Below are 26503 nucleotides of genomic sequence, written 5' to 3'. Positions count from 1 at the left end.
GGCACTGGTGCGTTAGGTGACCAGTCCTTTAACAAAACTCACTAAAGTCTCGAAACGTAAAAGGTCGTTCCAGGTCACAAAAACCATCAACGTCAATACCAGAGCCAGTCCAATCCGAAAACCGTATTCTTGGGCTCTTTCCCCCAATGGGCGGCCGCGCAGGCCTTCAATGGCGTAAAACAGCAGATGGCCGCCGTCGAGCATCGGGACCGGAAACAGGTTGATAAGCCCGAGATTGATCGAGAGCACAGCGGCAAAGAAAATCGCTTGCGGCAACCCGTTCTCCGCCACCTGCCCCGACATCTGCGCGATCCGGATCGGGCCGCCCAATTCGTCAGCCCCGCGGTCGCCTCTGATGATCTGACCGAGTGCCGTAAAGGTCTGACTTACAATGGAAACCGTTTCGCGGCTGGCCTGCCAAACCGCCGTCAGCGGGTCATGGCGGATAAAGGCATTGCCGCTGCGCTGGATACCAAGCTGACCAACCTCCTGTATCTCGCCCAAACCGTTTTCCCGCTCCACCCGAGCCGGAGTCGCAACCAGTTCGACCTCCGCCCCATCACGCAAAAGCACGATCTCAAGGGTCTCGCCGGGCCGCAGTCCGACAATGCGCTGCAGTTCCTCGAAGCGCTGAACCGAGGTGCCGTTGACCTCTATGATCTGGTCATCCGGCTGGAATCCCGCCGTCTCCGCCGCCGAACCCGGCACCACGGCTCCGACGACCGCCGGTGTAAACGGCTGGCCGACAATGCTGAAAAGCCCCGCCAGGATGACGATGGCGAAAAGGAAGTTGGCAATCGGCCCGGCCGCGACGATCCAGACACGCTGCCCCAGACGTTTGTGCGGAAAAGCCACGGCCCGTTCCGCCTCGCTCAAGCCCTGGCTTTCCTCGCCCGGCATACTGGCCGCGTTGGCATCGCCGAACATCTTCACGTAGCCGCCAAGTGGTATGGCACTGAATTTCCAACGCGTTCCGGCTTTATCGGTCCAACCGAAGATCTCCGGGCCGAAACCGATGGAGAAGACCTCGACACGGACTCCGTTCCAGCGCGCCACGAGATAGTGGCCAAGCTCGTGTACGAAGACCAACGCCGTCAGAATGACCAGGAAGGGGATGCCGAAGCCGTAGAGGCCGCCAGAGAAATCCATAGCTTACAAAACAATCCTAAGGTTGTTTCTGAACTTTCCGCGGCTTGGGTCCCATCAGCCGAAAAGGCTGAAAAAGGCTTCCTCCGGGCACCCGCAAGGGTCCCCGGTGATACCCTAAAACCGCTGTCAAGAAAAGGACTTAGGCCCGCGCAGCCCGTTGTTCAAGCAGCCTTGCCGCTGTCTTCCGTGCCCGGGCATCGGCGGCCGCCAGTTCGTCCAGCCCGCCCAAGGGCTCGCTGGGGTGCTCGGCCAGGGTCTGCTCCACCACCTCGGCAATCTCAACGAACCCGAGGCGGCCGGCCAGAAAGGCTGCGACAGCTTCCTCGTTGGCCGCATTCAGTGTGGTCGGGACGGTTCCCCCGGCGCGCAGCGCGGCCCTGGCCAAGGCCAAGGCCGGAAAACGCTGATCATCCGGCGCTTCGAAATCCAGCCGCGCAATGGCGGCAAGGTCAAGCCGTTCCACCGGTGTCTCCATGCGTTCCGGCCAGGCCAGAGCGTAGGCGATCGGCGTGCGCATATCCGGCAGGCCGAGTTGGGCGAGTACCGAGCCGTCAATGTAAGACACCATCGAGTGGATCACCGACTGCGGGTGCACCAGAATGTCGATGCGGTCCTCCGGCACCCTGAAGAGGTAATGCGCCTCGATCAGTTCCAGCCCCTTGTTCATCATGGTTGCGGAATCGACCGAAATCTTCGCGCCCATGTCCCAGTTTGGGTGGGCGACGGCCTGTTGCGGCGTGACCGCAGCCATCTGCGCCCGATCAAGGGTGCGGAAAGGCCCCCCGGAGGCCGTCAGGATGAGCCGGTCCACAGAGTCCGGCTGATCCAGGTCCAGGACCTGGAAGATCGCATTGTGCTCGGAGTCCACCGGCAGCAGTTGAGCGCCGCAGCGCGTCACCTCGGCGGTCATGAGGCTTCCGGCGCAGACCAGGGTTTCCTTGTTGGCGAGCCCGACAATGCCCCCCTGGCGAATCGCCGACAAGGTCGGCGACAGCCCAGCCGCACCGACAATCGCCGCCATAACCCAGTCCGCCGGCCGGGCAGCCGCTTCGCTGACGGCGGCGGCGCCGGCCGCCGCTTCGACACCGCTGCCGCTGAGAGCGTCTTTCAGATCTTGATAACAGTCATCGTCCGCCACGACCGCGAGCCGGGCGCCGAAGCGCCGGGCCTGTTCCGCCAGACGCGAAACCGAGCGGTTTGCCGTCAGCGCTTCGACCTGAAAGGCATCGGGATTGCGCTCCACCAGGTCCAGGGTGCTGCAGCCGACCGATCCGGTCGAGCCGAGAACGGTGACCCTGCGCGGCTCGCTCGCCGTCTCAAGAGAGGGAGTGGCAACGGACATATCAGACAGAGGCCTCCAAAGCCCAGATATAGACGAAAACCAGCGGCAGCACCGCCAAGAGGCCGTCGACCCGGTCAAGAATACCACCATGACCGGGAATTAGGTTGCTGGAATCCTTCACACCGAAACGGCGTTTGCACCAGGATTCCAAAAAATCGCCGGCCTGGGCGACAACCGCCAGCACGGCCCCCGCCAGAACCATCCAAACCACGGGTTGCTGCAACCAGACAGCGGCAATACCACTGACCAGAGCGGCACAGATGGCCCCGCCGATCAACCCGGCCCAGGTCTTGTTGGGACTGATTGACGGCGCCAGCTTCGGCCCGCCGATGCCGCGGCCGGCGAAATAGGCACCGATATCGACCGCCCAGACCACCGCCAGAACCCAGAAAATGACGATGCGGCCCTGGTCGGGGATCGAACGAAGCCAAAGGAAGGAGAGAACGCCCAGGCCGATGTAGAAAGTACCGCCGGCGAGCCATAATGCCTGAGGGCGCTGAATCACCAGACTCACCAGCAAAACAAGCCCCGAGCCGATGACCAGTTCAATGAAAAGGTGTTGGGAGAAGTCCAGGGCAAAGCCGACGGGTATGCCCGTGAGCACCAGGATAACCAGGACACCGGCGGGAAGCAGCCGGCCACCGCTGCACATCCGCGCCCATTCCCATCCCATCAGAACGGCGGCGACAAGCATCAAGGCGTCCAGCCAAAGCCCACCGGCATAGATATCCGCCAGAATCAGCGGCGCCAATACAAGGGCGGAGAGGATGCGGGTCTTTAGCAAACCCGAGCCTTATTGAGATTCGGCGGCTGCGCCGTAGCGCCTGTCGCGCCGACGGAACTCCTCGACGGCTGCCAGAAGATCGCTTTCATCAAAATCCGGCCAGAGCTTGTCAACGAAGATCAACTCGCTGTAAGCCGCCTGCCAAAGCAGAAAGTTGCTGAGCCGTTGTTCACCGGAGGTCCGTATCAGCAAGTCCGGATCCGGAATACCCGCGGTCAGAAGCCCCTGGGAAAAGAGGTCTTCGTCAATCTCCTCGGGCTGCAGATCCCCATCGCGCACCGCCAAAGCCAGGCGGCGGGCCGCCTCGGCAATCTCCTGACGGCCGCCATAGCTGAGCGCGATCGTCAGGTTCAGGCGCCGATTGTCCCGCGTGCGGCTTTCGGCATCCTCGATCAAACGGGCGATGTCGTCGGGTAGGCGCGTCCTGTCACCGATGACGCGCAGGCGGATGCCGTTCTTGTGGATCTCCGCCAGCTCGCTCTGCAGGAAGCGTCGCAGCAGCCCCATAAGGTCGGTGACCTCACTGACCGGACGGCGCCAGTTCTCTGAGGAAAAGCCGAAAAGGGTCAGAAAGGGAATGCCGAGTTCCATGGCCCCGGTGATGCAGCGGCGCACCGCCTCGGCACCCTGCCGATGGCCAAGCGTTCGCGGCATGCCGCGGGCGTTCGCCCAGCGCCCATTTCCGTCCATGATGACGGCCACGTGGCGGGGACCGCCCCTATCCGAGGAAAAACAGGTATCGTCCATCGCGGTCAGACCTGAAGGATCTCCTCTTCCTTCTGCGACAGGCTCCCATCAATCTTCTTGATGTGGCTGTCTGTCAGGCTTTGGATCTCCTCCGCCCATTGGTGATGCTCATCCTTGGAAATCTCCGAGTCCTTCTCCATCTTCTTCAGCATCTCCATGCCGTCACGGCGCACGTTGCGAACGGCGACCCGGCCTTGCTCGGCGTACTTTCCGGCGATCTTGGTCATCTCGATGCGCCGCTCCTCAGACAGCGCCGGGATCGGCACCCGCACCAGTTGCCCATCGGTCGCCGGGTTCAGGCCCAGACCGGAATCGCGGATCGCTTTTTCCACCGCGCCGACCAGACTGCGGTCCCAGACCTGGACCGTCACCATCCGCGGCTCCGGCACCGAGATGCTGCCAACCTGGTTCATCGGCGTCGCGGCGCCATAGGCTTCCACAGTGATGGGCTCAAGCAGCCCGGCCGAGGCCCGGCCGGTCCGCAGACCTGCGAATTCCTTTTGCAGCGCGTCGAGAGCGCCGTCCATGCGACGTTTGATATCGCTTAAATCAGGATCTGCCACGGTTCATTCCTCGTCTTTCACCAATGTGTAACAACCATTGCCGGAAAGGACCTCCGCGAAGGCGCCCGGCCGGTAAATCGAGAAGACAAGGATAGGGATATGATTTTCACGGGCAAGAGAGATGGCGGCATGGTCCATAACCCCCAGATCGTCCGTAAGCACCCGCATATAATCCAATTTGTCATAGCGCCTTGCATCCGGCGTCTTCTCGGGATCGGCGTCATAGACGCCGTCCACCTTCGTACCCTTCAAAAGGACATCACAGCCCATTTCGGAGGCGCGCAGAGCCGCGGCGGTGTCCGTCGTGAAATAGGGGTTTCCGGTACCGGCGGCGAAGATCACCACCCTGCCCTTCTCCATATGGCGCTCGGCCCGCCTGCGGATATAGGGCTCGGCGACGGTGTCCATGGGAATCGCGGTCTGCACCCGCGTATCGACGTCAATCTGCTCCAGCGCATTCTGCAGCGCGAGCGCGTTTATCACCGTCGCCAGCATGCCCATATAGTCCGCGGATGCCCGTTCCATGCCGGCCGCGGCAACCGATACACCGCGGAAGATGTTACCGCCGCCGACGACCAAGCAGACGTCTACATCCATCGCGCGCACCGCGCCGACATCGCGGGCGATCTGCGCGACCATATCGGGATCGAGCCCGTATTCGCGATCACCCATCAGGGCTTCGCCGGAAATCTTCAGGAGCACGCGCTTATAGCGCGGCGCGGGGGTCAGTTTGGTCTGGGTCTCGGACATGAGCCTCTGCGAAGCTTGGCGAAGAGAATCGCCGGGGGAAAAGCGGCCACATGGTAATGCGCCGGGGGGCTTCGCGCCAGTGGCCCGAAGCCCCCCGGGCCAGAACAATTCTATGACGAAGAAAGTGGCGGCAATTTGTCCATCGGGCGTCTTTTCAAAGCCCAGGGCCGCCCCTTCCTCCAGAATCTCCGTTTAGCTGCCGAGGGTCGCCGCGACTTCGGCAGCGAAATCAGCCTCTTCGCGCTCGACACCCTCGCCAAGCTGAAACCGCTGGAAACCGGCGATCTTCACCGGCGCGCCGACGTCCTTCGCGGCCTCTTCCAGCACCTTGCTCACCTTGTTCTCGCCGTCGATGACGAAAACCTGTTCCAGCAGGCAGACTTCCTCGTAGAACTTGCGGAGCCGGCCCTCGACCATCTTGGCGATGATCTCCTCGGGCTTGCCGCTGGCGCGCGCCTGATCGCTCAGCACCTCGCGCTCGCGGTCCAGGGCCGAGGCATCGACCCCATCACGGTCCACCGCCTGCGGCTGAGCCGCCGCCACATGCATGGCCAGTTGGCGCCCAAGGGCTTCCAGCTTCGCGGTGTCGCCTTCGGACTCGAGGCCGACCAGAACGCCGATCTTGCCGAGGCCCGGGGCCGTCTGGTTGTGGATGTAGGAGCAGACGACGCCGCTGCCGACCGAAATGCCGGCGCTGCGCCGCAGCGCCATGTTTTCGCCGATCTTGGCGATCATGTTGGTCAACTCGTCGGCCACGGTGTTTCCGGTCCCGGGATAGGCTGCCGCCTGGATCTGTTCCAGATCGCCGCCAACGCCGAGGGCGATCTCGGCACAGTTCAGCGCAAAGCCCTGGAAGGCTTCGTTGCGGGCGACGAAATCCGTCTCGGAGTTTACCTCCACGACAGCACCGGACGTGCCCTTGGAGGCGACCGCCACCAGACCCTCGGCCGCAACGCGGCCGGCCTTCTTTGCCGCCGCAGCGAGGCCTTTTTTACGCAGCCAGTCGACCGCGGCTTCAACGTCGCCATCGGTCTCGGTCAGCGCCTTCTTGCAATCCATCATCCCCGCGCCGGAGGACTCGCGCAGCTCTTTCACCAGGGCCGCCGTAATCTGAGCCATGACTCACCTCTTTTTTCTTGGAGTCTCAATGCCTTCTGCAGGCACGGCCCCGGCCGAAGCCGGGGCACCCTTTATCAAGCCTACCGGACTTCAGTTACCGGCAGGTGCTTCCTTTGCAGCCTCGGCAGCGGCATCGCCCGCTGCAGCAGCTTCAGCCGCCGGTGCATCCGCCGCTGCTTCTGCGGCAGGCGCTTCGGCCGCCGGCTCTTCCGGCAGGGCCTCGACCGGTGCTTCTTCCGCCGCACCGACGTCACCACCGCTGGCCGTCATCTCGGCCTGGATACCATCGAGCACCGCATCGGCGATCAGATCGCAATAGAGGCTGATGGCGCGCAGGGCGTCATCGTTGCCCGGCACCGGGAAAGTCACGCCTTCAGGGTTCGAATTCGAATCGAGCACACCAATCACCGGGATCTTCAGGTTGGTCGCCTCGTTGACGGCGATGTGCTCCTTGTTGGTGTCGATCACGAAGATCACGTCGGGCAGGCCGCCCATCTCCTTGATCCCGCCCAGGGCGCGTTCCAGCTTGTCGCGCTCGCGGGTCAGGTTCAGCAGTTCCTTCTTGGTCAGGCCCACCTGCTCCTGGGCCAGCTGCTCCTCGACCGTGCGCAGGCGCCGGATCGAGTTGGAGATGGTCTTCCAGTTGGTGAGCATGCCGCCCAGCCAGCGGTGGTTGACGTAATACTGGCCGCAGCGCTTGGCCGCCTCGGCCACCTTCTCGCTGGCCTGACGCTTGGTGCCGACGAAGAGCACGCGGCCGCCGCCGGCGACGATATCGCGCACCGTCGCCAGGGCACGGTTCAGCAGCGGCAGGGACTGCTCAAGATCGATGATGTGAACGCCGTTGCGGGTCCCGAAGATGTACGGGGCCATGCGGGGGTTCCAGCGACGGGTGGTATGTCCAAAGTGAACGCCAGCTTCCAAAAGCTGGCGCATCGAGGGGCTCGGAAGCGCCATTAGATCTTCTCCGGTTGGTCCACCGTGAGCCTGTCATCTGCTCCCGTTTCCCTGGCAAAGCCTTGAAAAACCTGGGGTCTCAGACACCGGAGCGACGTTCGGGATTTCTCCCCGAGAGCCGCAATGCCCACGTGTGAGGTTGAAAACGGGCGGTTTATCGCCCCCAAGGCCGGAAAAATCAAGGGAAAAGAGCCGCTCCGGCTACCCCGCAAACGGTGGCCCCGGAGGCCCTTTCCGGGGCCTCAGCGGTCCTGCATGACCACGCCGGGAATCGCCTTGATCGCCTGCCGGATGGCCGGGGAGAGCCGGTAGCCGCCACCCAGGGCCAATTCGACCTCCTGGCCGTCCTCCAGGGCCAGCACCAGCTTCACCTTGCCGCGCCCCCTGCCCTCGCGCTCCAGGATCGATTTCAGGTTCTCCAGCGGCGCCGGGCTGGCGAGGTGCAGGTCCAGGCCTTTGGAGGCCTTGGCCGCCGCATTGTCGAGCGGCTCCAGGGACTGGGCAGTCAACCTGGGCTCGTCCTCGCCGCGCTGCTCGACCGAGACCCGCAGCAGCATCGGCTGGCCGCCTTCCAGCAGTTCCCGGGACTGGCTGAGGGTCTCCGAGAACAGGGTCACCTCATAGACCCCGGAGGCATCGGTCAGCGTGACGAAGGCCATGCGGCTGCCCTTGCGACTGTTCAGCTCGCGCTTGGCGATCACGATCCCCGCCAGGGTCACCAGACCGGCTGTCTTGGCCTGCTGCAGTTCGGCATAGGTGGTGACCTTCATCTTCTCCAGGGTCGCGCCGTAGGTATCCAGCGGATGGGCGGAGAGATAAAAGCCGATGGCGTCGAACTCATGGTTCAAACGCTCCATGCCCGGCCAGTCTTCCACCGGCGACAGCGGCAGGGGCACCGGTTCGGCGGCTTCGGCGCCGCCGAAGAGATTGACCTGGGCGCTTTCCCGCTCGCTCGCCGCGGCGCTGGCGTAGCGCACGATGGTCTCCGCCGCGTGATAGACCTGGGCCCGGTTGGGGCTGAGGGCATCGAAGGCCCCGGCGCGCGCCAAGTTCTCGACCTGCCGCTTGTTGATCTGCTTCACGTCGACGCGCTGGGCAAAGTCGGCGAGGCTTTTGAAAAGGCCGTTCCGGGCGCGCTCTTCGATCACCGACTCCATCGCCGCGCCGCCGACGTTCTTCACCGCGGCCAGGGCGTAGCGGATCGCCGGCTCGCCGCTGTCCTGAACCTCGACCGAGAAATCGCGCTCCGACCGGTTGATGTCCGGCGCCAGAAGCGCAATGCCCAGGCGCTGCAGTTCCTGGCGGTAGACGTTCAGCTTGTCGGTATTGCCCATGTCGTAGGTCATGGAGGCGGCAATGAACTCGACCGGATGGTTGGCTTTCAAATAGGCGGTCTGATAGGCCACCAGCGCATAGCCCGCCGAGTGGGCCTTGTTGAAACCATAACCGGCGAACTTGTCGACAAGGTCGAAGACGTAGGAAGCCCGATCCTTCTTCACCCCCTTGGCCATGGCGCCTTTGACGAAGATGTCGCGCTGGGCGTCCATCTCCGCCTTGATCTTCTTGCCCATGGCGCGGCGCAGCAGGTCGGCCTGGCCGAGGGTGTAATCGGCGAAGACCTGGGCGATCTGCATCACCTGTTCCTGATAGATGATGACACCATAAGTGTCTTTCACCACCGGCTCGATGGTCTCGTGCAGGAATTCCGGTTGCTCGCGCTCGTATTTGCAGGCGACGTATTTCGGAATGTTTTCCATCGGCCCGGGGCGATAGAGCGCGACCAGGGCGATGATGTCTTCAAAGGTGTCGACCCGCGCCTCGCGCAGCAGACTTCGCATGCCCGAGGATTCAAACTGGAACACGCCGACGGTGTCGCCGCGGCTCATCATTTCGAAAGCCGCTTCGTCATTAAGCGGGATGTGCGCCAGGTCCACCTTGACCCCGCGCTGTTCCAGCAGGGCGCAGGCGCGCTGCAGGACGGTGAGGGTTTTGAGGCCGAGAAAGTCGAACTTCACCAGGCCGGCCTGTTCGACGTACTTCATGTTGAACTGGGTCACCGGCATGTCGGAACGCGGGTCGCGGTAAAGCGGGACAAGGCGGTCGAGCGGCCGGTCGCCGATGACCACCCCGGCGGCGTGGGTGGAGGCGTGGCGGTAGAGTCCCTCCAGCCGCAGGGCGATGGTGATCAGCCGGTTCACCGCCTCGTCTTCGCGGCGCATCTCCTGAAGCTGGGGCTCGCCGTCGATGGCCTGCTGCAGCGTGACCGGATTGGCCGGATTGTTCGGCACCAGCTTGCAGATGCGGTCGACCTGGGGATAGGGCATCTGCAGCACCCGCCCGACGTCGCGCAGAGCCGCGCGGGCCTGCAGCTTTCCGAAGGTGATGATCTGGGCGACGTGGTCGCGCCCGTACTTGTCCTGGACGTAGCGGATCACCTCGTCGCGGCGGTCCTGGCAGAAGTCGATGTCGAAGTCAGGCATCGACACGCGCTCAGGATTGAGGAAGCGTTCGAAAAGGAGTCCAAAACGCAAGGGGTCCAGGTCGGTGATGGTAAGCGCCCAGGCGACCACGGAACCGGCGCCGGAGCCGCGTCCCGGCCCGACCGGAATGTCATGCGTCTTGGCCCATTTGATGAAATCCGCAACGATCAGGAAGTAGCCGGCGAAGCCCATCTCCTGGATGACCTTCAGCTCAAAGGCCAGACGCTCCCGGTAAGGCGCTGCAACCGCCTCGCGCTCGGCCTCCTCGACGCCGGGAAATACCTGATCTTCCAGGCGCTGCTCCAGCCCTGTCTCGGACTGGGCCTTCATTTCCTCTTCCTCACTGCGCCCCGCCGTCGTCGGAAAGGCCGGCAGGATCGGCTTCACGAACTCTGGAAAGTAGGCGCAGCGCTCGGCAATCACCCGGGTGTTGTCGACGGCTTCCGGCAGGTCGGTGAAGAGAGCCCGCATCTCCGCCGCGGACTTAAAGCGATGATCCGGCGTCAGGCGGCGGCGGTCGCTCTGGGCGATGTAGGTGCCGCCGGCGATGCAGAGCAAAGCATCATGGGCCTCGTAGTCTTCCTCAGCCGGGAAATAAGCCTCGTTCGTGGCCACCAGCGGGACGTCGTGCGCGAAAGCCAAGTCGATCAGCGCCTCCTCGATGGCCTCTTCTTCCGGCAGACCGTGACGCTGTATTTCGATGTAGAGACGGTCCGGGAACATGGCGGCGAGGCGCGACAGCATCGCTTCGGCTGCCGGCTTCTGACCGCCCGACAGGAGCCGACCGAGCGCCCCGGATACCCCGCCGGTCAGCGCCAGCAGGCCCTCGGCATGATCGGCCAGCACATCCAGGCTGACCTGTGCCGCTTCGCTGGGCTCGCTTTCCAGGAACGCCACGGAAACCAGGTGCATAAGGTTCTGATAACCGGTCTCGTCCTGGACCAGCAGGACCAGTTGGTCCGGCGGCGGCGTGGTGCCGTTGCGCTGCTCTCCGTCTTCGCGGCTGATGCCGAGCTGGCAGCCGATGATGGGCTGGACGCCGGTCTTCTGGGCTTCCTGGGCGAATTCCAGGGCGCCGAAGAGGTTCCCGGTATCGGTCACGGCGACGGCAGGCATGCGCTGCTCTTCGCAGAGCTTGACCAGGGCCTTGGACCGGATCGCCCCTTCCGAGAGCGAGTAGGCCGAATGGACCCGGAGATGAACGAAATCAGCTGATGTCATGCCCAGAGTGTGCCCTCAGAGGGCGAGTCGCGTCAGGGAGAACAGGTTGGCAACCACTGTGGGTAACTTGGGCCGCCTAGGCCTCGACGATGTGGCCGTGTTCAAGGCGCAGGACGCGGTCCATGCGTTTTGCCAAGTCCATGTTGTGGGTGGCGATGAGGGCTGCCAGGCCGCCGTCCCGCACCAGGCCGGCCAGTTGGGCGAAAACACCGTCGGCCGTCTCCGGGTCCAGGTTGCCGGTGGGTTCGTCCGCCAGCAGGATCGAGGGGTCATTGGCAAGCCCACGGGCGATTGCCGCGCGCTGCTGCTCACCACCGGACAGCCGGCCGGGCCTGTGGCTCGCCCGCGGTGTCAGGCCCACCGAGTCGAGCAAAGCCGCCGCCCGCTCCCGCGCTTCTGCTTTCGACACGCCGGCGATCATCTGCGGCAGCACCGCGTTCTCCAGCGCCGAGAATTCCGGCAGCAAATGGTGGTACTGATAGACGAAGCCGATGGTGCGGCGGCGCAGCGCCGTGCTCGCACGGTCGGACAGCTTCAGACAGGCTTCGCCACCGATCAGCACCTCGCCGGCATCCGGTTTTTCAAGCAGGCCGGCAATGTGGAGCAGCGTCGACTTTCCCGAACCCGACGGTCCCACCAGGGCGACCATCTCGCCCGCGCTGACGGTGAAGCAGGCGTCGTGCAGCACCTCCAGCGCATTGCGCCCCTGCTTGAAAACCCGCTTTACGTCGCGAAGCTCCAAACTGGCCTGAGCGTTATGCCCCCGCTCATTCATAGCGCAAGGCCTCAACGGGATCGAGGCGCGCCGCTCGCCAAGCGGGGTAGAGCGGCGCCAGGAAGGAGAGGATCAGCGCGAAGATGACGACGGCGGCCACTTCTGTGGAATCAACCTCAGCCGGTAAGCGCGACAAAAAGTAGATCTCCGCATCGAAGATGGTTCTTCCGGTCAGCCTCTGCAGAGCCTGTCGGATGGTTTCTATGTTACTGGAAAACGCCAACCCCAAGGCGAAGCCACAGATGGTGCCGATCACGCCGATACTGGCGCCGCTGAGCAGAAAGATCCGCAGGATCATGCCCCGGGTTGCGCCCATGGTACGCAGGATGGCGATGTCCCTGCCCTTGTCTTTCACCAGCATGGTCTGTCCGGAAATCACGTTCAGAGCCGCAACGACAATAATGAGCGACAGGATCAGCGCCATGACATTGCGTTCGACCTGAATGGCGTTGAAGAAGCTGGCATTGGTCTGCTGCCAGTCGACGGTTCGAAAGCCCGGTCCCAGAGCCTGTTGTATGGATCGTCTGGCGCCGAGCGCCTCATCCGCGTTGCCGACAAAAACCTCCACGGCATTGACCGATTCCGGCAAACGGAAGAAGAGTTGTGCGGCGTCCAAGGGCATGTAGAGGAAGCCGTTGTCGTATTCGTACATCTCGACATCGAAGAGTGCAGCAATGCTGTAGGTCTTCAGGCGCGGCACGGTGCCGATCACCGTGGTGGTGCCGGAGGGAGACACCAGGGTCACGTTGTCGCCAACCCTGAGGCCGAGCTGCCGCGCCAGGCGGTGGCCCATCAGGATTCCGTCGTCGACACCGTAGTCGGCAAGGCTGCCGCTGATGATGTTGTCGGCAAGGATGGGACGGGCGGCGATGTCCTCGCGGCGCATGCCCCGCACCAGCGCACCGGTCGCCGAACCCTCGGCAGTGACCATCACCTGGCCATGAACCTGGGCACTGACCCCGGTCACCCCTTCGACCGCCATCAGCCGGGTTGCAAGATCGTCGTAGCCATTAATGCCGCCGCCGTCGGCGAAGACCGTCAGATGGCCGTTCACGCCAAGGATGCGCGACAGCAACTCCTGGCGAAAACCGTTCATCACCGCCATGACGATGATCAGGACGGCGACACCGAGCATGATTCCGAGAAAGGAGAAAACCGCGATGACGGAGATGAAACCCTCCTCGCGGCGCGCCCGCAGATAGCGCATCGCAACGAGGCGTTCGAAAGCATTGAAGATCATCGCGGCGCCCTAGGCGACCAGCCTGGCGATGGCAGCATCGGGCGAGAGTTCCTCACGCTCGCCGTTGCCGCCGCGCCGCTTCAGTTCGACCACGCCGTTCTTCAGACCGCGCGGGCCGACCACCAACTGCCAGGGCAGGCCGATCAGATCCATGGAAGCGAACTTCGCACCAGCCGACTCGTCGCGGTCGTCGTAGAGTACCTCGACGCCCGCCGCGGCCAGTTGGCCATAGAGCTTGTCGCAAGCCGCCGTGCAGTCCGCATCGGCGGCGCGGATGTTCACCAGGCCGACCTTGAAGGGCGCCACCGCCTCCGGCCAGATGATGCCGTTGTCGTCATGGCTTGCTTCGATGATGCCGCCCACCAGCCGCGATACGCCGACGCCGTAGGACCCCATGTGGATCGGCACGGTTTCATCGTCGGGCGTTGTCACCAGAGCGCCGAGGGGCTCGGAGTACTTGGTGCCGAAATAGAAGATGTGGCCGACCTCGATGCCCCGGCCGATGTAGCGCCGTGCCTCCGGCACCTCTTTTTCGAACAGGCCCTGGTCGTGCTTCTCGTCCGTGCGGGCGTAAAGATTGGTGAAGTATTCCACCACCTTCTGCACCCCGGCATCATCCTGATAATCGAAGGCATCTTCGAGAACGTCGTGATCGAGGAATTCGCGGTCGCAGAAGACTTCCGACTCCCCGGTCTCGGCCAGCACGATGAACTCGTGGCTGAGGTCGCCGCCGATGGGGCCGGTATCCGCCTCCATGGGGATGACCTTCAACCCCATGCGGGCAAAGGTCCGCAGATAGGCGACGAACTGGCGCTGATAGGCGCGCCGCGCGGACTCGTAATCCAGATCGAAGGAATAGGCATCCTTCATCAGGAATTCGCGCCCGCGCATCACACCGAAACGCGGCCGCACTTCGTCGCGGAACTTCCACTGGATGTGGTAGAGCCCCTTGGGCAGATCGCGGTAGCTCTTGGCGCCGTTGCGGAAAATCTCGGTGATCAGTTCCTCGTTGGTCGGGCCGTAGAGCATCTCCCGGTCATGGCGGTCCTGGATGCGCAGCATCTCCTTGCCGTAGTCGTCGTAGCGGCCCGACTGCTTCCAGAGATCGGCCGACTGAATGGTCGGCATCAGCAGTTCCTGGCAGCCTGCGGCATCCTGTTCTTCACGGACGATCTGCTCGATCCGCCGCAGCACCCGGTAACCCAGGGGCAGCCAGGAGTAGATGCCGGCCGAGGCCTGGCGCACCATGCCGGCGCGCAGCATCAGACGATGGGAGACGATTTCCGCTTCCTTGGGGGTTTCCCGCAGGGTCGGCATGAAATACTGCGAAAGGCGCATAGAAAACTCTGGCTGTGACCGGTCTCGGGTTGGGTTTCAGCCCCGTCTCGGCCAAAGACGGCCAAAGAAAACGGGGTGTTGTTGTATATGGGAAGCCCGGGGCCTTGTCCATGGCCCGCCAAGCCCGGCGGGCGCCGCTATTCTGCGGTTTCAGCGTCCCTGATGATGCGCTGGCAGCGGGCGGCCAGTTCAGCCTCGGCCTCGCTTTGCAGGGGCTGGCCGTTGAAGTAGGCCTCACCGGTCCCGAGGTCGACGGTGACCTCGCCGATAAAGGCGTCAGCCTCGAAATTGACTCCGCCAGCAGGAATGCCGAAGCGGTCAAACAAGTCCACCTCGATGGGGATCACTACAGCCTGGGGCAGAATTACGCCTTTTGCCCCAGAAGGATCATTGGCCCCGAGATCGGCGGGTGCGACCGGCTTGCCACGGACATCGACCCCGGGCTGGTAGGCCACATCGGCCGAGGGCAGATGACGGGTCAGCAGCCGGCAATCCCGCTCACTGATGGTCAGATAGGGCTCTTCCGCAGCGGCAGGAGAAGACAGGAACACGCCAAGGCAGAACCCTGTCAGGGCCACCCTCGCCAAGCGGGAAATGCAGTGTCGCGGGATGAAAGTGAGTCGCATGGACAAAACCTAGAACCGGGCCGTTTAAGAAAGCCATAAGGTAGTCGATCCGAAATTGTTGCAATGCAACATAGGTCATCAGCGTAATAATGTTAGAAAAGTGATGACGTGGATAGTGCTTTGGGCTATTAGTATTTTCCCGTAAGAACTGCCCTCAATAAGGGCAGCGCGGCCCAGGTTTAGGGTGGATACGCCTTTTGACAGCCCCTCGGGACTGTCCAACAACAAGAAGGTCCATAATCGGGCTGCATAACCTGACAGGGAACTGGTGACGGCAGGCTTCGGCTTGCCTATTTTTTTGCCTTTTTGGCTTTCCTAGCCTTCTTCGCGGCGGCCATCCAGGGCGGGTTCAGGCGGGCGATCTTGCGATACACCGGGCAATCCTCCCGGTGAGCGCCGGGCAGATAGCCGATGCTCATCAGGAACTCCCCGACGATCTCCCCACCCGTGAATTTGAAGGTCTTGCGGAACAGCTTCACCCAATCTTCTTTCGGCAGTGGGTGCTGGGCCGCGACCCATCCGGCGAAGGAACCGTGTTCCTCGGCAAGCACCAGAATCCGCTTGGCGTTCTCGATCGCCGCATCGACCTTCAGGCGGTTGCGGATGATACCGGCGTCATTCAACAGCCGGGTCCGTTCCTTCTCGCCATAGGCGGCCACCTTGGCGATGTCGAAGCCGTCATAGGCTGCCCGAAAGTTATCCCGCTTCTTCAGCATCAGTTCCCACGAAAGCCCGGCCTGGTTGATTTCCAGAATCAGGCGCTCGAAAAGCACCGCGTCGTCGCTGACCGGGAAGCCGTATTCGTGGTTATGATAGTATGCATGGATCGGGTGATCTGCGGCGAAGTCGCAGTAACTGCTCATCTGGGCTCTTTCAAAATGCAGGCGAAGGAGTAGCGCATCGCCTTAGCGGCCGGCGCGGAAGCTGATCCAATCCTGCTCGATGACAAAATGAATACCGAGAGAGATCACCGCCGCGAGGCAGGAGGTGATCAGAACCTTGCGCCACAGCATGGGACGCTCCGGCGCGCCCACCTCGTGACCCGGTTGCGGGTTCTCGGTCCGGCGCACGCCGAAGGGCAGTACGGTCAGGAACACGACGCACCAGACCATGGTGTAAACAAGAATACCGGTAAACCAGTTCATCGCCCGCGCTAGACCTGTTCAAGCTCGACCAAGGTGCCGCAGAAGTCCTTTGGATGCAGGAAGAGCACCGGCTTGTCATGGGCGCCGATCTTGGGCTCACCGTCCCCCAGCACCCTGGCCCCCTCGGCGACCAGATGGTCACGGGCCGCCAGGATGTCATCCACCTCGTAGCAGACGTGATGCATTCCGCCCGACGGATTGCGCGCCAGGAAGGCGGCGATGGGAGAGTCTTCGCCCAGAGGCTCCAGAAGCTCAATCTTGGTGTTCGGCAGCTTGACGAAGACAACGGTGACGCCGTGCTTGGGTTGCGCCTGCGGCGCCGATACTTCCGCCCCCAGCATGCCACGATAGACCGCCGCGCCGGCCTCGAGGTCCGGCACCGCAATGGCAACGTGGTTCAAACGGCCGATCATGCTTTGTCTCCTTTCGACAGATCCGGATGCGATCCTACGCGAATGGCCCCGTTACTCAAACCGCCAGCTATTCAAGCCGCCGGTTACTCGAACCGAATGACATGGACCATGGTCACCGGCTTCTTGCCGAGCAGGCGGTTGACGGTGCGGCGCAGGGCCTGCTGCGCCGCCTCTTCCACCGCGGCGTCATCGCGGCGGTCGCGTTTGCCCAATCGGCCGACGGCATCGCGCACGGCAATCTCGATCTCCTCTAGGTCATCGGTCGGCTCATCCGGCTCGAACAGTCCGATGGTACTGATCTCCGGTTCGCCGTCCAACTTGCCGTGCTCGTCCAAAACCAGGGTGATCGCCGCCGCGCCGTTGAACACCAGTTTCTGGCGTCCCTTGATCACCGGCGAGTTGACCGGCACCAAACGCCGCCCCTCGTAGGCCAGCCGCCCGGAAGGCACCTGGTCGATGATCTTCGCCTCACCCGGCGCCAACTGGATCATGGCGCCGTTCCGCCCGACGATCTGCTGGGGGATCTGGCATTCCTTGGCGATCTGGGCATGGGCAGCAAGATGCCGCCTTTCGCCATGCACCGGGACGGCGATCTGGGGGCGCACCCACTGGTACATCTGGATCAGTTCGTCACGGCCGGGATGGCCGGACACATGGATGCTGCGGTCGTCGATGATATCGACCCCAGCCTCGACCAGGGCGTTCTGCAGTTCGAAGATCTTGGTCTCGTTGCCGGGGATCACGCGGGAGGAGAAGACCACGGCGTCGCCCTTATCCAGGCCGACCGAGGGATGGTCGCCCCGGGCAATGCGCCAGAGCGCCGCCCGCGGCTCCCCCTGACTGCCGGTGCAGAGCAACAGCACCTCGTTGCGGGGCAGGTAGTCGATCTCGTCTTCGGAAACGAAAGGCTGGTGCCCCTCAAGATAGCCGCTCTCCCGGGCGCACTCGACAATGCGGTGCATGGAACGGCCCAGCAGGCAGACCCGGCGCCCGGTTTCCTCCGCCACCCGGATGACGGTTTCGAGCCGCGCCACATTGCTGGCAAAGCAGGCAACCGCCACACGCTGCGTCAAGCCTGAGACCACGTCGCGCAGACGGTTTCGCACGTCGGCTTCGGACCCGGCCACGCCATTCACCATGGCATTGGTCGAGTCACCGACCATCGCCAGCACGTCCTCTTCGGCCAAGGCCTTCAGGCGCGTCTCGTCGTAGTTGTCGCCAACCAGCGGTTCCGGATCGAGCTTCCAATCGCCGGTGTGGAGCACTGAACCCGCGTCGGTACGGATGACCACCGCATTGGGCTCCGGAATCGAATGGGTCAGGGTGATGAGCTCGATATCGAAGGGACCGACGGAGAAGCTGCCGGAAAGCGGCACCTCGGTCAGCGGCACCTCGTCCAGCAGGCCGAACTCGGCCAGCTTGCGCCGCAGCAGCGCCGATGTGAAACGTGTCGCGTAGACCGGGCAGCGCAGCAGCGGCCAGATGTAGGGAACCGCACCAATGTGGTCTTCATGGGCATGGGTCAGGACCAGCCCGGCCAGATCGTCGCGGCGGTCCTCGATGAACGAGGGATCGGGCATCAAGACATCGACGCCGGGCAGCCGCTCGTCGGCAAAGGTGATGCCCAGATCGACCATCAGCCAGGCGCCCTTGTGACCGTAAAGATTAAGGTTCATGCCGATTTCGCCGGTCCCGCCCAGAGGCAGGAAATAAAGGGCGTCGGCGCCGAGGTCCGATCCGGCGTAGCTGCGGTTCATACGATCTGTTTTCATCAAGCGGTGGTCACGTTCGCAGCATGAATCAGGCGCAGGCCGCGCAGGGTGAGGTCCTGGTCCACGGCCTCAATGGTCGCCGTCGCCTCGGCATAGATCGGCGCCAGCCCGCCGGTGGCAATGACCTTCATCGGTTTACCGTATTCCTCTCGTATGCGCGCCACCAGCCCCTCGATCAGACCGACATAGCCCCAATAGATGCCCGACTTCATACCCGGCACCGTATCCTTCCCGATCACCCTTTCCGGGCGTTCAATCTTCACCCGTGGCAGCTGCGCCGCAGCCCGGTAGAGCGCCTCGCTGGAGTGCTGGGCCGAAGGCGCGATAACGCCGCCTTCGTAGGCCCCGTCCGCACCGACGATATCGAAGGTCGTGGCCGTCCCGAAGTCGATGGCGATCAAGGGGCCGCCGTAGCTGCGATGAGCCGCCAGGGCATTCACCAAGCGGTCGGCACCGACGTTCTCCGGCCTGTCCATATGAACCGCGATACCCAGATCGACGGCCGGGTCGCCGATCAGCAGCGGCTTGGTCTGAAAAAAGGACTCGCAGAGGGTCGTCAGTTGAAAGGTCGCCGCCGGGACCACGTTGGCAATGATCGCCTGGGCCACATCGGCGGGTTTCAAACCTTCCAGCGCCATCAGCTGGGTCAGCCAGACCGCGTATTCGTCCGCCGTCCGTTTGGCATCGCTGGAGGCGCGCCACTTGGCGCGCAGTGTCTCGCCTTCAAAGATGGCGAAAACGACATTGGTGTTCCCGGCGTCGATGGTGAGCAGCATGGGTGTCGCCCTTCCCTTCTCAGGCCTCAGCCACCATCGGGGAAGTAAACCTCCCCCGCGGCGACGCTGCGCTCGCTGCCGTTGGCCAGAACCAAGCGCAGCGCGCCTTGGGAGTCGAGCCCCTCGAAACGGCCGGTGAACGTCTCCTGCGGCAGCCGCACCTCGATTTCCTCCGACAGCCCGTGGGCATGGCGCAACCAAGCCTGCCGGCTCGGCGCAAAACCGTCTTCCAGCCAAGAGTTCACCCGCGAAAGAAAGTGCCGACTGAAAGCCTCCAGCAGATCGACGGCGCCGACCGAGGCGGGACAGCCCTCGAACTGCAGGCTGGTCGCCGGAAAGCGTGTCTCGGTGGGAAAGGACGCGATATTGACGCCGATGCCGATCACCAGCCACTCCAGCCCGCCGGCGTCATCACCTTTTGATTCCAACAGGATGCCCGCACCCTTTCGACCGTTAAACAGCACGTCGTTGGGCCATTTGTAGGTCACTTCGATCAGCGGCGGTGCGACACTGCCGACGGCGTCACCCAGAGCGACGGCGCTGATGAAGCTCAACTGCGCGGCTTCAGCCAGTCTACAGTCCGGCCGGGTGATGAGGGAAAAGAAAAGATCACCGCCACCGCCGCTCCAGGGCTGCCCCTGGCGGCCGTAAGCACCGGTCTGCCGGCGCGCCCAGATCAGCGTCCCGTCTTCGGCACCCTGCGCAGCGCGTCTCTTGGCTTCGCTGTTGGTGCTGTCGACCTCGTCAAGCTGCACCAGACGATAGGCCGGCGGCAGCTTCAGCGCGCGGTCCTTCGACGGATCGGGAATCATCCCTCAAACAACGAAGCGGCCGCCAGCGCCGTTCCGTCGTGCAGCGGCCCCAGCACCAGGAACAACAGCAGGATCACGACCGTCGTCCCGGTCAGGATCAGTGACATCTCCCGACCGATGGGGCGGTCGAAGGATTCCGCCGGCTCGTCAAAGTACATCAGCTTGACGATCCGCAGGTAATAGAAGGCGCCGACCACGGAAGCCAGGACCCCGAAGACCGCGAGGAAGTAGAGGCCTGCCTCGATAGCCGCCAGGAAGACATAGAGCTTGCCGAAGAAGCCGGCCAGCGGCGGAATGCCCGCCATGGAAAACATGAAGGCGGCAAGCGCAAAGGCCATCAACGGATTGGTTTTGCTGAGGCCCTTCAGATCGTCGATGTTCTCGACCATCACATCCTTCTGACGCATGCAGAGGATGCAGGCAAAGGTGCCGAGGTTCATGAAGATGTAGATCGTGAGGTAGATCAGGATGCCCTGAACCCCTTCCTCCGTGCCCGCGGCCAGACCGACCAGGGCATAGCCGATATGCCCGATCGAGCTGTAGGCCATCAGCCGCTTGATGTTGGTCTGATAGATCGCCGCCAGGGCGCCAAGAACCATGGACGCCAGGGAAATGAACCAGATGATCTGCTGCCACTGGGCCAGCATGTCGCCGAAAGGCTCAATCATCACCCGGATGATCAGGGCCATGGCCGCGATTTTCGGCGCGGTCGCGAAGAAAGCCGTCACCGGGGTCGGCGCGCCTTCATAAACGTCGGGCGTCCACATATGGAAGGGCACGGCGGAAATCTTGAAGGCCAGACCGGCGGAGAGGAAGACGATCCCGACGATCAGCCCGATGGCCGGCGCCTCGCCGGCTGCGACCTTTGCTGCCGTCAGGGCGGCGAGACCGTCGAAGGAGGTGGTGCCGGCGAAGCCGTAAATCATCGACATACCGTAAAGCAGCATGCCAGAGGAAAGCGCCCCGAGGACGAAGTACTTCAGTCCGGCCTCGCTGGAGCGCAGATGATCGCGGCGAAAGGCGGCGACGACGTAGAGCGAGAGGCTCTGCAATTCAAGGCCGACATAGAGCGACAGCATGTCGTTGGCCGATATCATCAGCATCATGCCGAGGGTCGCGAAGAGGATCAGCACCGGGTATTCGAAGCGCGCCATATCCTCCCGCTCAATGAAGCGGATCGACATGATCAGCGCGGTGGCCGAGCCGAGAAGCGCCAGCAGTTTCATGAAATCGCCGAACGCATCGGCCACGAAAAGCCCGCCCATCGCCAGCTCGTTGCGCCCCATCATGCCGGCCACCATCAGGAAGGCGACGGCGAAGCTGCCGACGGTGAGCCAGAGCACGAGGCGCGTGCCGCCGTTGCCCCGGAACACGCCCAGCATCAGCAGCAGCATGCCGGCAACGGCAAGAAAGATTTCCGGAAGGGCGGCGGTGAGGTTCAGTTCAGACATCGCGCCTCTCCTAACGCAACGGCCAGAGGCCGGCAAGCAGCGGACCTTCGGAGTTGGCCAGGGCGACCTGATAGTTCTCCACCAGACGCTCTACCGAGGGCGCCATGACGTCGATGAAGGAGGCGGGATAGATACCCATCCAGAGAACCAGCACGATCAACGGGGCGAAGACCGCCTTTTCCCGCCAATCCATATCGAGGATCGACTTCAGATCGTCCTTGGTGATCTTGCCGAAGATGATGCGCCGGTAGAGGTAGAGCATGTAGGCCGCCCCCAGCACCATGCCGGTCGCCGCCAGAAGGGCGACCCAGGTATTGACCTGGAAGGCACCGACCAGCACCAGGAACTCGCCGACGAAGCCGCTGGTTCCCGGCAGCCCCACGGACGCCAGCATGAACACCATGAAGACCAGGGCATAGGCCGGCATCCGTTCGACCAGACCGTCATAGCGGGCGATCAGACGGGTATGCAGGCGGTCGTAAACCACGCCGACGCAGAGGAAGAGCGCGGCCGAGACCACGCCGTGGGAGAGCATCTGGAAGATCGCCCCCTCGATACCCTGCTGGTTGGCGGCGAAGATGCCGATGGTCACGAAGCCCATATGGGCGACGGACGAATAGGCGATCAGTTTTTTCATGTCTTCCTGCGCCAGGGCCACCAGCGAGGTGTAGATCACCGCGATGACCGAGAGCGAGAAGACCAGCGGCGCGAAGAAGTCCGAGGCCTCGGGCATCATCGGCAGCGAGAACCGCAGGAAGCCGTAACCGCCCATTTTCAAGAGCACCCCGGCCAGGATCACCGAGCCGGCCGTCGGCGCTTCGACGTGAGCATCCGGCAACCAGGTATGCACCGGCCACATCGGGATCTTCACCGCAAAGGAGGCAAAGAAGGCGAGCCAGAGCCAGGTCTGCATGGAGGCCGGGAACCCGTGGGCCAGCAGGGTCGGAATGTCGGTTGTGCCGGCGTCGAAGTACATGGCGAGGATCGCCAGCAGCATCAGCACCGAACCCAGGAGCGTGTAGAGGAAGAACTTGAAGGCCGCGTAGACCCGCCTGCCGCCGCCCCAGATCCCGATGATCAGGAACATCGGGATCAGCACACCCTCGAAGAAGATGTAAAAGACCACCATGTCCAGGGCGCAGAACATGCCGACCATCAGGGTTTCCAGAACCAGGAAGGCGACCATGTACTCCTTCACCCGGTTCTGAATGGCGTTCCAACTGGCCAGCACGCAGAGCGGCGTCAGCAGGGTCGACAGCAGCACGAACATCATGGAGATGCCGTCGACGCCCATGTGGTAGCTGATGTTGAACGCCGGGATCCAATCCACCCGTTCGACAAACTGGAAATCCGCGGAACTGCGGTCAAATCCGGTCCAGAGGAACAGCGACACGATAAAGGTGACGAAGGAGGTCCAGAGCGCCATATAGCGGGCGTTCTTGGCCACCACCGCCTCGTCGTCGTGACGCCCGATGAGGAGGATGATGAGTGCGCCCGCCAGCGGCAGGAAAGTGATCGTCGAAAGAAGCGGCCAGCCCGTCATCGGATGATCACCCCAGTTGGCTCAGAATGTACCAGGTGACCAGGAAGACGACCCCGATCAGCATGGCAAAAGCATAGTGATAGACATAACCGCTCTGCAGCAGCGAGGCGCGGCGCGAAAGGTCCCGGGTGGTGGCCGCGATCCCGTCGGGACCCAGCCCGTCGATGACCGCGCCGTCGCCGCCCTTCCAGAGACCGAAACCCAGAAGGCGCGCGGGACGCACGAAGACCCGGTCGTAGAGTTCGTCGAAGTACCACTTGTTGAAGGAGAAGAGGTACAGCGGACGCAAGGCCCCGGCCAGCTTGCCGGGCAGATCCGGCGAGGCGATATACATCAGCCAGGCGAGGCCGATGCCGAGCAGGCCGGCAACCAAGGGAGAGGCCTTCACCCAGAAGGGCACATGATGCGCCGCTTCGACGGTGTTGTTCTCCGGCAGAACCTTGAGCGACTCGCCCCAGAAGCTTTCCATCCCGCTGCCAACGAAGAAGTAGTACATGGCGCCGCCGGCGAAGACCGCACCGATGGCCAGGAAGACCAGCGGCAGCAGCATCACCGGGGGCGACTCATGGACATGGGACATGACTTCCTTGGAGGCTCGCGGCGTGCCGTGGAAAGTCATGAACATAAGGCGGCAGGAATAGAAGGCCGTCATGGCAGCGGCGGTCACACCCACGACGAAGGCGAAGGTGCCGTGGGTCGAATGGTCGGCGAAGGCCGCCTCGATGACGATGTCTTTGGAGAAGAAACCGGCGAAGCCGACGTAGGTTCCCGGGATGCCGATACCCAACAAGGCCAGGGTGCCGATCCACATCAGGATGTAGGTCATGGGGATCAGCTTGTAGGTGCCGCCCATCTTGCGCATGTCCTGTTCGTCGGACATGGCATGGATGACCGAGCCAGCGCCGAGGAACAGCAGCGCCTTGAAAAAGGCGTGGGTCATCAGGTGGTAGATCGCCGCTGAATAGGCCGAAACGCCGATGGCGAAGAACATGTAGCCGAGCTGCGAGCAGGTCGAATAGGCGATGACCCGCTTGATGTCGTTCTGGGTCAGGCCGACGCTGGCGGCGAAGAAGGCGGTCAGCGCCCCGACATAGGTGACTAGTTCCAGCGCCGTGGGCGCGTATTCGAACATCGGCGAGAGCCGCGCCACCATGAAGACACCGGCGGTCACCATGGTCGCGGCATGGATCAGGGCGGAGACCGGGGTCGGGCCCTCCATGGCGTCCGGCAGCCAGGTATGCAGGCCGAGCTGGGCCGATTTACCCATGGCGCCGATGAACAGCAGGATGCAGATGATGGTCAGGGCATGGCCCTCGATCCCGAAGGCGACGAACTCTGCATCGGCCATGCCGGGCACGGCGTTGAAGACTTCGTCAAAGCCGGCGGCGCCGAAGAGGACAAAGGCGCCGCAGATACCGAGCGCGAAGCCGACGTCACCGACCCGGTTGACCAGGAAGGCCTTGATCGCCGCCGCGCAGGCAGACGACCGTTCATACCAGAAGCCGATCAGCAGGTATGAGGCCAGACCGACACCCTCCCAGCCGAAGAACATCTGCACGAAGTTGTCGGCGGTCACCAGCATCAGCATGAAGAAGGTGAAAAGGCTGAGATAGGCGAAGAACCGCGGTTTGGCCTTGTCGTGCGACATGTAGCCGACGGAGTAGATGTGCACCATGGAGGAAACCCAGGTGACAACCACCAGCATGACCGCCGTCAGGGTGTCGACGCGCAGTGCCCAACTGACCTCGAAGCTGCCGGAATCGATCCAGGTGAAGAGTTCCGTGGTGCGCGCGTTGCCCTGAATCCCGACATCGAAGAAGACAAAGCCGGAAAGCACGGCGGAGATGACCAGCAGGCCGCAGGTCACCAGCATGGAGAGTTTGTCGCCGATCATGCGGCCAAAGAAGCCGGCAATGATCGCGCCGAGCAGCGGCAGCAGGACGATGAGTTGATCCATGGCCCCTGCCCTAACCCTTCATCATGTTGATGTCTTCGACCTCGATGGACCCGCGGTTACGGAAGTAAACCACGAGGATCGCGAGGCCGATGGCCGCCTCGGCGGCCGCCACGGTCAGCACGAACATGGCGAAGATCTGTCCGACCAGATCCTGCAGATGGGTCGAGAAGGCAACGAGGTTGATGTTTACCGCCAGCAGCATCAACTCGATCGACATCAGAATGATGATGACGTTCTTGCGGTTCAGGAAGATGCCGAAAATCCCGAGGGTAAAGAGGATCGCCGCGACGGTCAGATAGTGGCCCAGTCCGATTTCCAGCATCTTCCTAGACCCCGCTTCCGGTGGGAATCTGCTTCACCTCGACCGCCTCGTCGCGCTTCCTGGCATTCTGTTCGGCAATCGACTGGCGCTTCACGCCCTCGCGCTGGCGCAGAGTCAGCACGATGGCGCCGATCATGGCGACAAGCAGGATGAGGCCGGACACCTGGAAGAGATAGACGTAGTCGGTGTAGAGCACATTGCCGATCGCCCGGGTATTGTGAAGATCGCCCGCAGGAGCCGCCGGCACGGCCGCCAGGCTTTCGGCCTGGGGCGCAATGACCCAGGCGGCGCCGACCAGTATCAACTCGACCAGCAGGATGAGACCGATCATCGCCCCCAGGGGCAGATACTGCATGAAGCCCTCGCGCATCTGCACGAAGTTGATGTCCAGCATCATCACCACGAAAAGAAAGAGCACCGCCACGGCGCCGACGTAGACCACGACCAGAATCATGGCCAGGAACTCGGCACCCATCAGAACGAAAAGCCCGGCGGAGTTGAAGAAGGCGAGGATCAGGAACAGAACCGAGTGAACGGGATTGCGTGAGGTTATCACCATCACCCCCGCGGCGACGGTCACGGCGGCGAAGAGATAGAAGGCCAGACCCTGAAGAATCACGGCTGCCTCCTTTCGCCCATCACGCGGCAAATCGATGTTCCGGCACTCATGTCTGTGCGCACGGTTCTTCCCCCAATTTCAGGCCCGAAGGCCGCCCCCGTTTTCCGCCGGTCAGCGGTAGGGCGCATCCATTTCAAGATTCTGGGCGATCTCTGTTTCCCAACGATCGCCGTTATCCAACAGTTTCTCTTTGTTGTAGAACAACTCCTCACGGGTCTCGGCCGCGAATTCAAAATTCGGTCCCTCGACGATGGCATCCACCGGGCAGGCTTCCTGACAGAAGCCGCAGTAGATGCACTTGGTCATGTCGATGTCGTAGCGGGTCGTCCGGCGGCTGCCGTCGGCACGCGGCTCGGCCTCGATGGTAATCGCCTGAGCCGGGCAGATCGCTTCGCAGAGCTTGCAGGCAATGCAGCGCTCCTCCCCATTGGGATAGCGGCGCAGCGCGTGCTCACCCCGGAACCGCGGGCTCAGCGGTCCTTTCTCGTAAGGATAGTTCAGCGTCACCTTCGGCTTGAAGAAGTAGCGCAGGGTCAGCGACATGCCCGAAAGCAGTTCGCCGAGCAGCAGGCTCTTCAGGCCACGCTCCATCATGCCCATGT

25 protein-coding genes are annotated in these 26503 nt (G+C 62.9%); all 25 read right to left on the bottom strand.

All coding sequences use genetic code 11. The features are described 5' to 3' along the window. Nucleotides 1–12: 12 nt before the first annotated feature. The 25 genes from rseP to nuoI all read right to left on the bottom strand — a co-directional run bounded on the left by rseP (nucleotide 13) and on the right by nuoI (nucleotide 26501). Entirely contained in the window at nucleotides 13–1149 is a 1137-nt protein-coding gene (gene rseP / locus ACP146_RS10675; protein ID WP_422366736.1) for an RIP metalloprotease RseP, read from the bottom strand. A gap of 139 nt (nucleotides 1150–1288) precedes the next feature. After that, on the bottom strand, nucleotides 1289–2491 hold the full coding sequence (locus ACP146_RS10670; protein ID WP_422366735.1) for a 1-deoxy-D-xylulose-5-phosphate reductoisomerase: 1203 nt from the start codon (nucleotides 2489–2491) through the stop codon (nucleotides 1289–1291). A gap of 1 nt (nucleotide 2492) precedes the next feature. Then, nucleotides 2493–3275: a phosphatidate cytidylyltransferase gene (locus ACP146_RS10665; protein ID WP_422366734.1), complete on the bottom strand. Its 783-nt coding sequence runs from the start codon at nucleotides 3273–3275 to the stop codon at nucleotides 2493–2495. A 9-nt stretch (nucleotides 3276–3284) separates the two neighbouring features. Further along, on the bottom strand, nucleotides 3285–4022 hold the full coding sequence (locus ACP146_RS10660; RefSeq protein WP_422366733.1) for an isoprenyl transferase: 738 nt from the start codon (nucleotides 4020–4022) through the stop codon (nucleotides 3285–3287). A gap of 5 nt (nucleotides 4023–4027) precedes the next feature. Continuing rightward, a complete protein-coding gene (gene frr, locus ACP146_RS10655; protein WP_422366732.1) occupies nucleotides 4028–4585 on the bottom strand; it encodes a ribosome recycling factor in 558 nt (185 codons plus the stop codon). A gap of 3 nt (nucleotides 4586–4588) precedes the next feature. Beyond that, nucleotides 4589–5335 carry a UMP kinase gene (pyrH, locus tag ACP146_RS10650; RefSeq protein WP_422366731.1) on the bottom strand — a complete coding sequence of 249 codons (747 nt, stop codon included), beginning with the start codon at nucleotides 5333–5335 and terminating at the stop codon, nucleotides 4589–4591. A gap of 192 nt (nucleotides 5336–5527) precedes the next feature. Beyond that, nucleotides 5528–6454: a translation elongation factor Ts gene (gene tsf, locus ACP146_RS10645; RefSeq protein ID WP_422366730.1), complete on the bottom strand. Its 927-nt coding sequence runs from the start codon at nucleotides 6452–6454 to the stop codon at nucleotides 5528–5530. A 90-nt stretch (nucleotides 6455–6544) separates the two neighbouring features. Then, a complete protein-coding gene (gene rpsB / locus ACP146_RS10640; protein WP_422366729.1) occupies nucleotides 6545–7411 on the bottom strand; it encodes a 30S ribosomal protein S2 in 867 nt (288 codons plus the stop codon). Nucleotides 7412–7653: 242 nt separating this feature from the next. Then, nucleotides 7654–11112, bottom strand: a complete 3459-nt coding sequence (gene dnaE, locus ACP146_RS10635; protein ID WP_422366728.1) for a DNA polymerase III subunit alpha — start codon at nucleotides 11110–11112, stop codon at nucleotides 7654–7656. 76 nt (nucleotides 11113–11188) lie between these two features. Next, nucleotides 11189–11887 carry an ABC transporter ATP-binding protein gene (locus ACP146_RS10630; protein ID WP_422366727.1) on the bottom strand — a complete coding sequence of 233 codons (699 nt, stop codon included), beginning with the start codon at nucleotides 11885–11887 and terminating at the stop codon, nucleotides 11189–11191. Continuing rightward, nucleotides 11880–13127, bottom strand: a complete 1248-nt coding sequence (locus ACP146_RS10625; RefSeq protein WP_422366726.1) for a lipoprotein-releasing ABC transporter permease subunit — start codon at nucleotides 13125–13127, stop codon at nucleotides 11880–11882. The genes ACP146_RS10630 and ACP146_RS10625 overlap by 8 nt, the downstream gene beginning before the upstream one ends. 9 nt (nucleotides 13128–13136) lie before the next feature. Then, nucleotides 13137–14465 carry a proline--tRNA ligase gene (proS, locus tag ACP146_RS10620; protein WP_422366725.1) on the bottom strand — a complete coding sequence of 443 codons (1329 nt, stop codon included), beginning with the start codon at nucleotides 14463–14465 and terminating at the stop codon, nucleotides 13137–13139. A gap of 137 nt (nucleotides 14466–14602) precedes the next feature. After that, entirely contained in the window at nucleotides 14603–15091 is a 489-nt protein-coding gene (locus ACP146_RS10615) for a hypothetical protein (protein ID WP_422366724.1), read from the bottom strand. Between the two features lie 290 nt (nucleotides 15092–15381). Continuing rightward, nucleotides 15382–15954 (bottom strand): DNA-3-methyladenine glycosylase I, encoded by a 573-nt coding sequence (locus ACP146_RS10610; protein WP_422366723.1) that lies wholly within the window; start codon nucleotides 15952–15954, stop codon nucleotides 15382–15384. A 42-nt stretch (nucleotides 15955–15996) separates the two neighbouring features. Beyond that, nucleotides 15997–16236: a DUF1467 family protein gene (locus tag ACP146_RS10605; protein ID WP_422366722.1), complete on the bottom strand. Its 240-nt coding sequence runs from the start codon at nucleotides 16234–16236 to the stop codon at nucleotides 15997–15999. An 8-nt stretch (nucleotides 16237–16244) separates the two neighbouring features. Further along, on the bottom strand, nucleotides 16245–16649 hold the full coding sequence (gene mce, locus ACP146_RS10600) for a methylmalonyl-CoA epimerase (protein ID WP_422366721.1): 405 nt from the start codon (nucleotides 16647–16649) through the stop codon (nucleotides 16245–16247). 83 nt (nucleotides 16650–16732) lie between these two features. Next, complete coding sequence (locus ACP146_RS10595; protein WP_422366720.1) at nucleotides 16733–18406, bottom strand: ribonuclease J; 1674 nt, start codon at nucleotides 18404–18406, stop codon at nucleotides 16733–16735. 14 nt (nucleotides 18407–18420) lie between these two features. Next, nucleotides 18421–19197: a type III pantothenate kinase gene (locus tag ACP146_RS10590; protein WP_422366719.1), complete on the bottom strand. Its 777-nt coding sequence runs from the start codon at nucleotides 19195–19197 to the stop codon at nucleotides 18421–18423. 26 nt (nucleotides 19198–19223) lie between these two features. Next, nucleotides 19224–20009: a biotin--[acetyl-CoA-carboxylase] ligase gene (locus tag ACP146_RS10585; RefSeq protein WP_422366718.1), complete on the bottom strand. Its 786-nt coding sequence runs from the start codon at nucleotides 20007–20009 to the stop codon at nucleotides 19224–19226. Then, entirely contained in the window at nucleotides 20006–21460 is a 1455-nt protein-coding gene (gene nuoN / locus ACP146_RS10580; RefSeq protein WP_422366717.1) for an NADH-quinone oxidoreductase subunit NuoN, read from the bottom strand. The genes ACP146_RS10585 and nuoN overlap by 4 nt, the downstream gene beginning before the upstream one ends. A gap of 10 nt (nucleotides 21461–21470) precedes the next feature. Further along, a complete protein-coding gene (locus ACP146_RS10575; RefSeq protein WP_422366716.1) occupies nucleotides 21471–23003 on the bottom strand; it encodes an NADH-quinone oxidoreductase subunit M in 1533 nt (510 codons plus the stop codon). Nucleotides 23004–23010: 7 nt separating this feature from the next. Then, nucleotides 23011–24960, bottom strand: a complete 1950-nt coding sequence (gene nuoL / locus ACP146_RS10570; protein WP_422366715.1) for an NADH-quinone oxidoreductase subunit L — start codon at nucleotides 24958–24960, stop codon at nucleotides 23011–23013. Nucleotides 24961–24970: 10 nt separating this feature from the next. Beyond that, on the bottom strand, nucleotides 24971–25282 hold the full coding sequence (nuoK, locus tag ACP146_RS10565; RefSeq protein ID WP_367575658.1) for an NADH-quinone oxidoreductase subunit NuoK: 312 nt from the start codon (nucleotides 25280–25282) through the stop codon (nucleotides 24971–24973). A 4-nt stretch (nucleotides 25283–25286) separates the two neighbouring features. Then, entirely contained in the window at nucleotides 25287–25901 is a 615-nt protein-coding gene (locus tag ACP146_RS10560; RefSeq protein WP_422366714.1) for an NADH-quinone oxidoreductase subunit J, read from the bottom strand. Nucleotides 25902–26012: 111 nt separating this feature from the next. Further along, nucleotides 26013–26501: an NADH-quinone oxidoreductase subunit NuoI gene (gene nuoI / locus ACP146_RS10555; RefSeq protein WP_422366713.1), complete on the bottom strand. Its 489-nt coding sequence runs from the start codon at nucleotides 26499–26501 to the stop codon at nucleotides 26013–26015. Nucleotides 26502–26503 lie beyond the last annotated feature (2 nt).

Origin of the sequence: Pelagibius sp. (assembly GCF_965249265.1) — a bacterium.
Lineage (GTDB): Bacteria > Pseudomonadota > Alphaproteobacteria > Kiloniellales > Kiloniellaceae > Pelagibius.
This window is presented reverse-complemented; position numbering and strand designations above follow the sequence as displayed.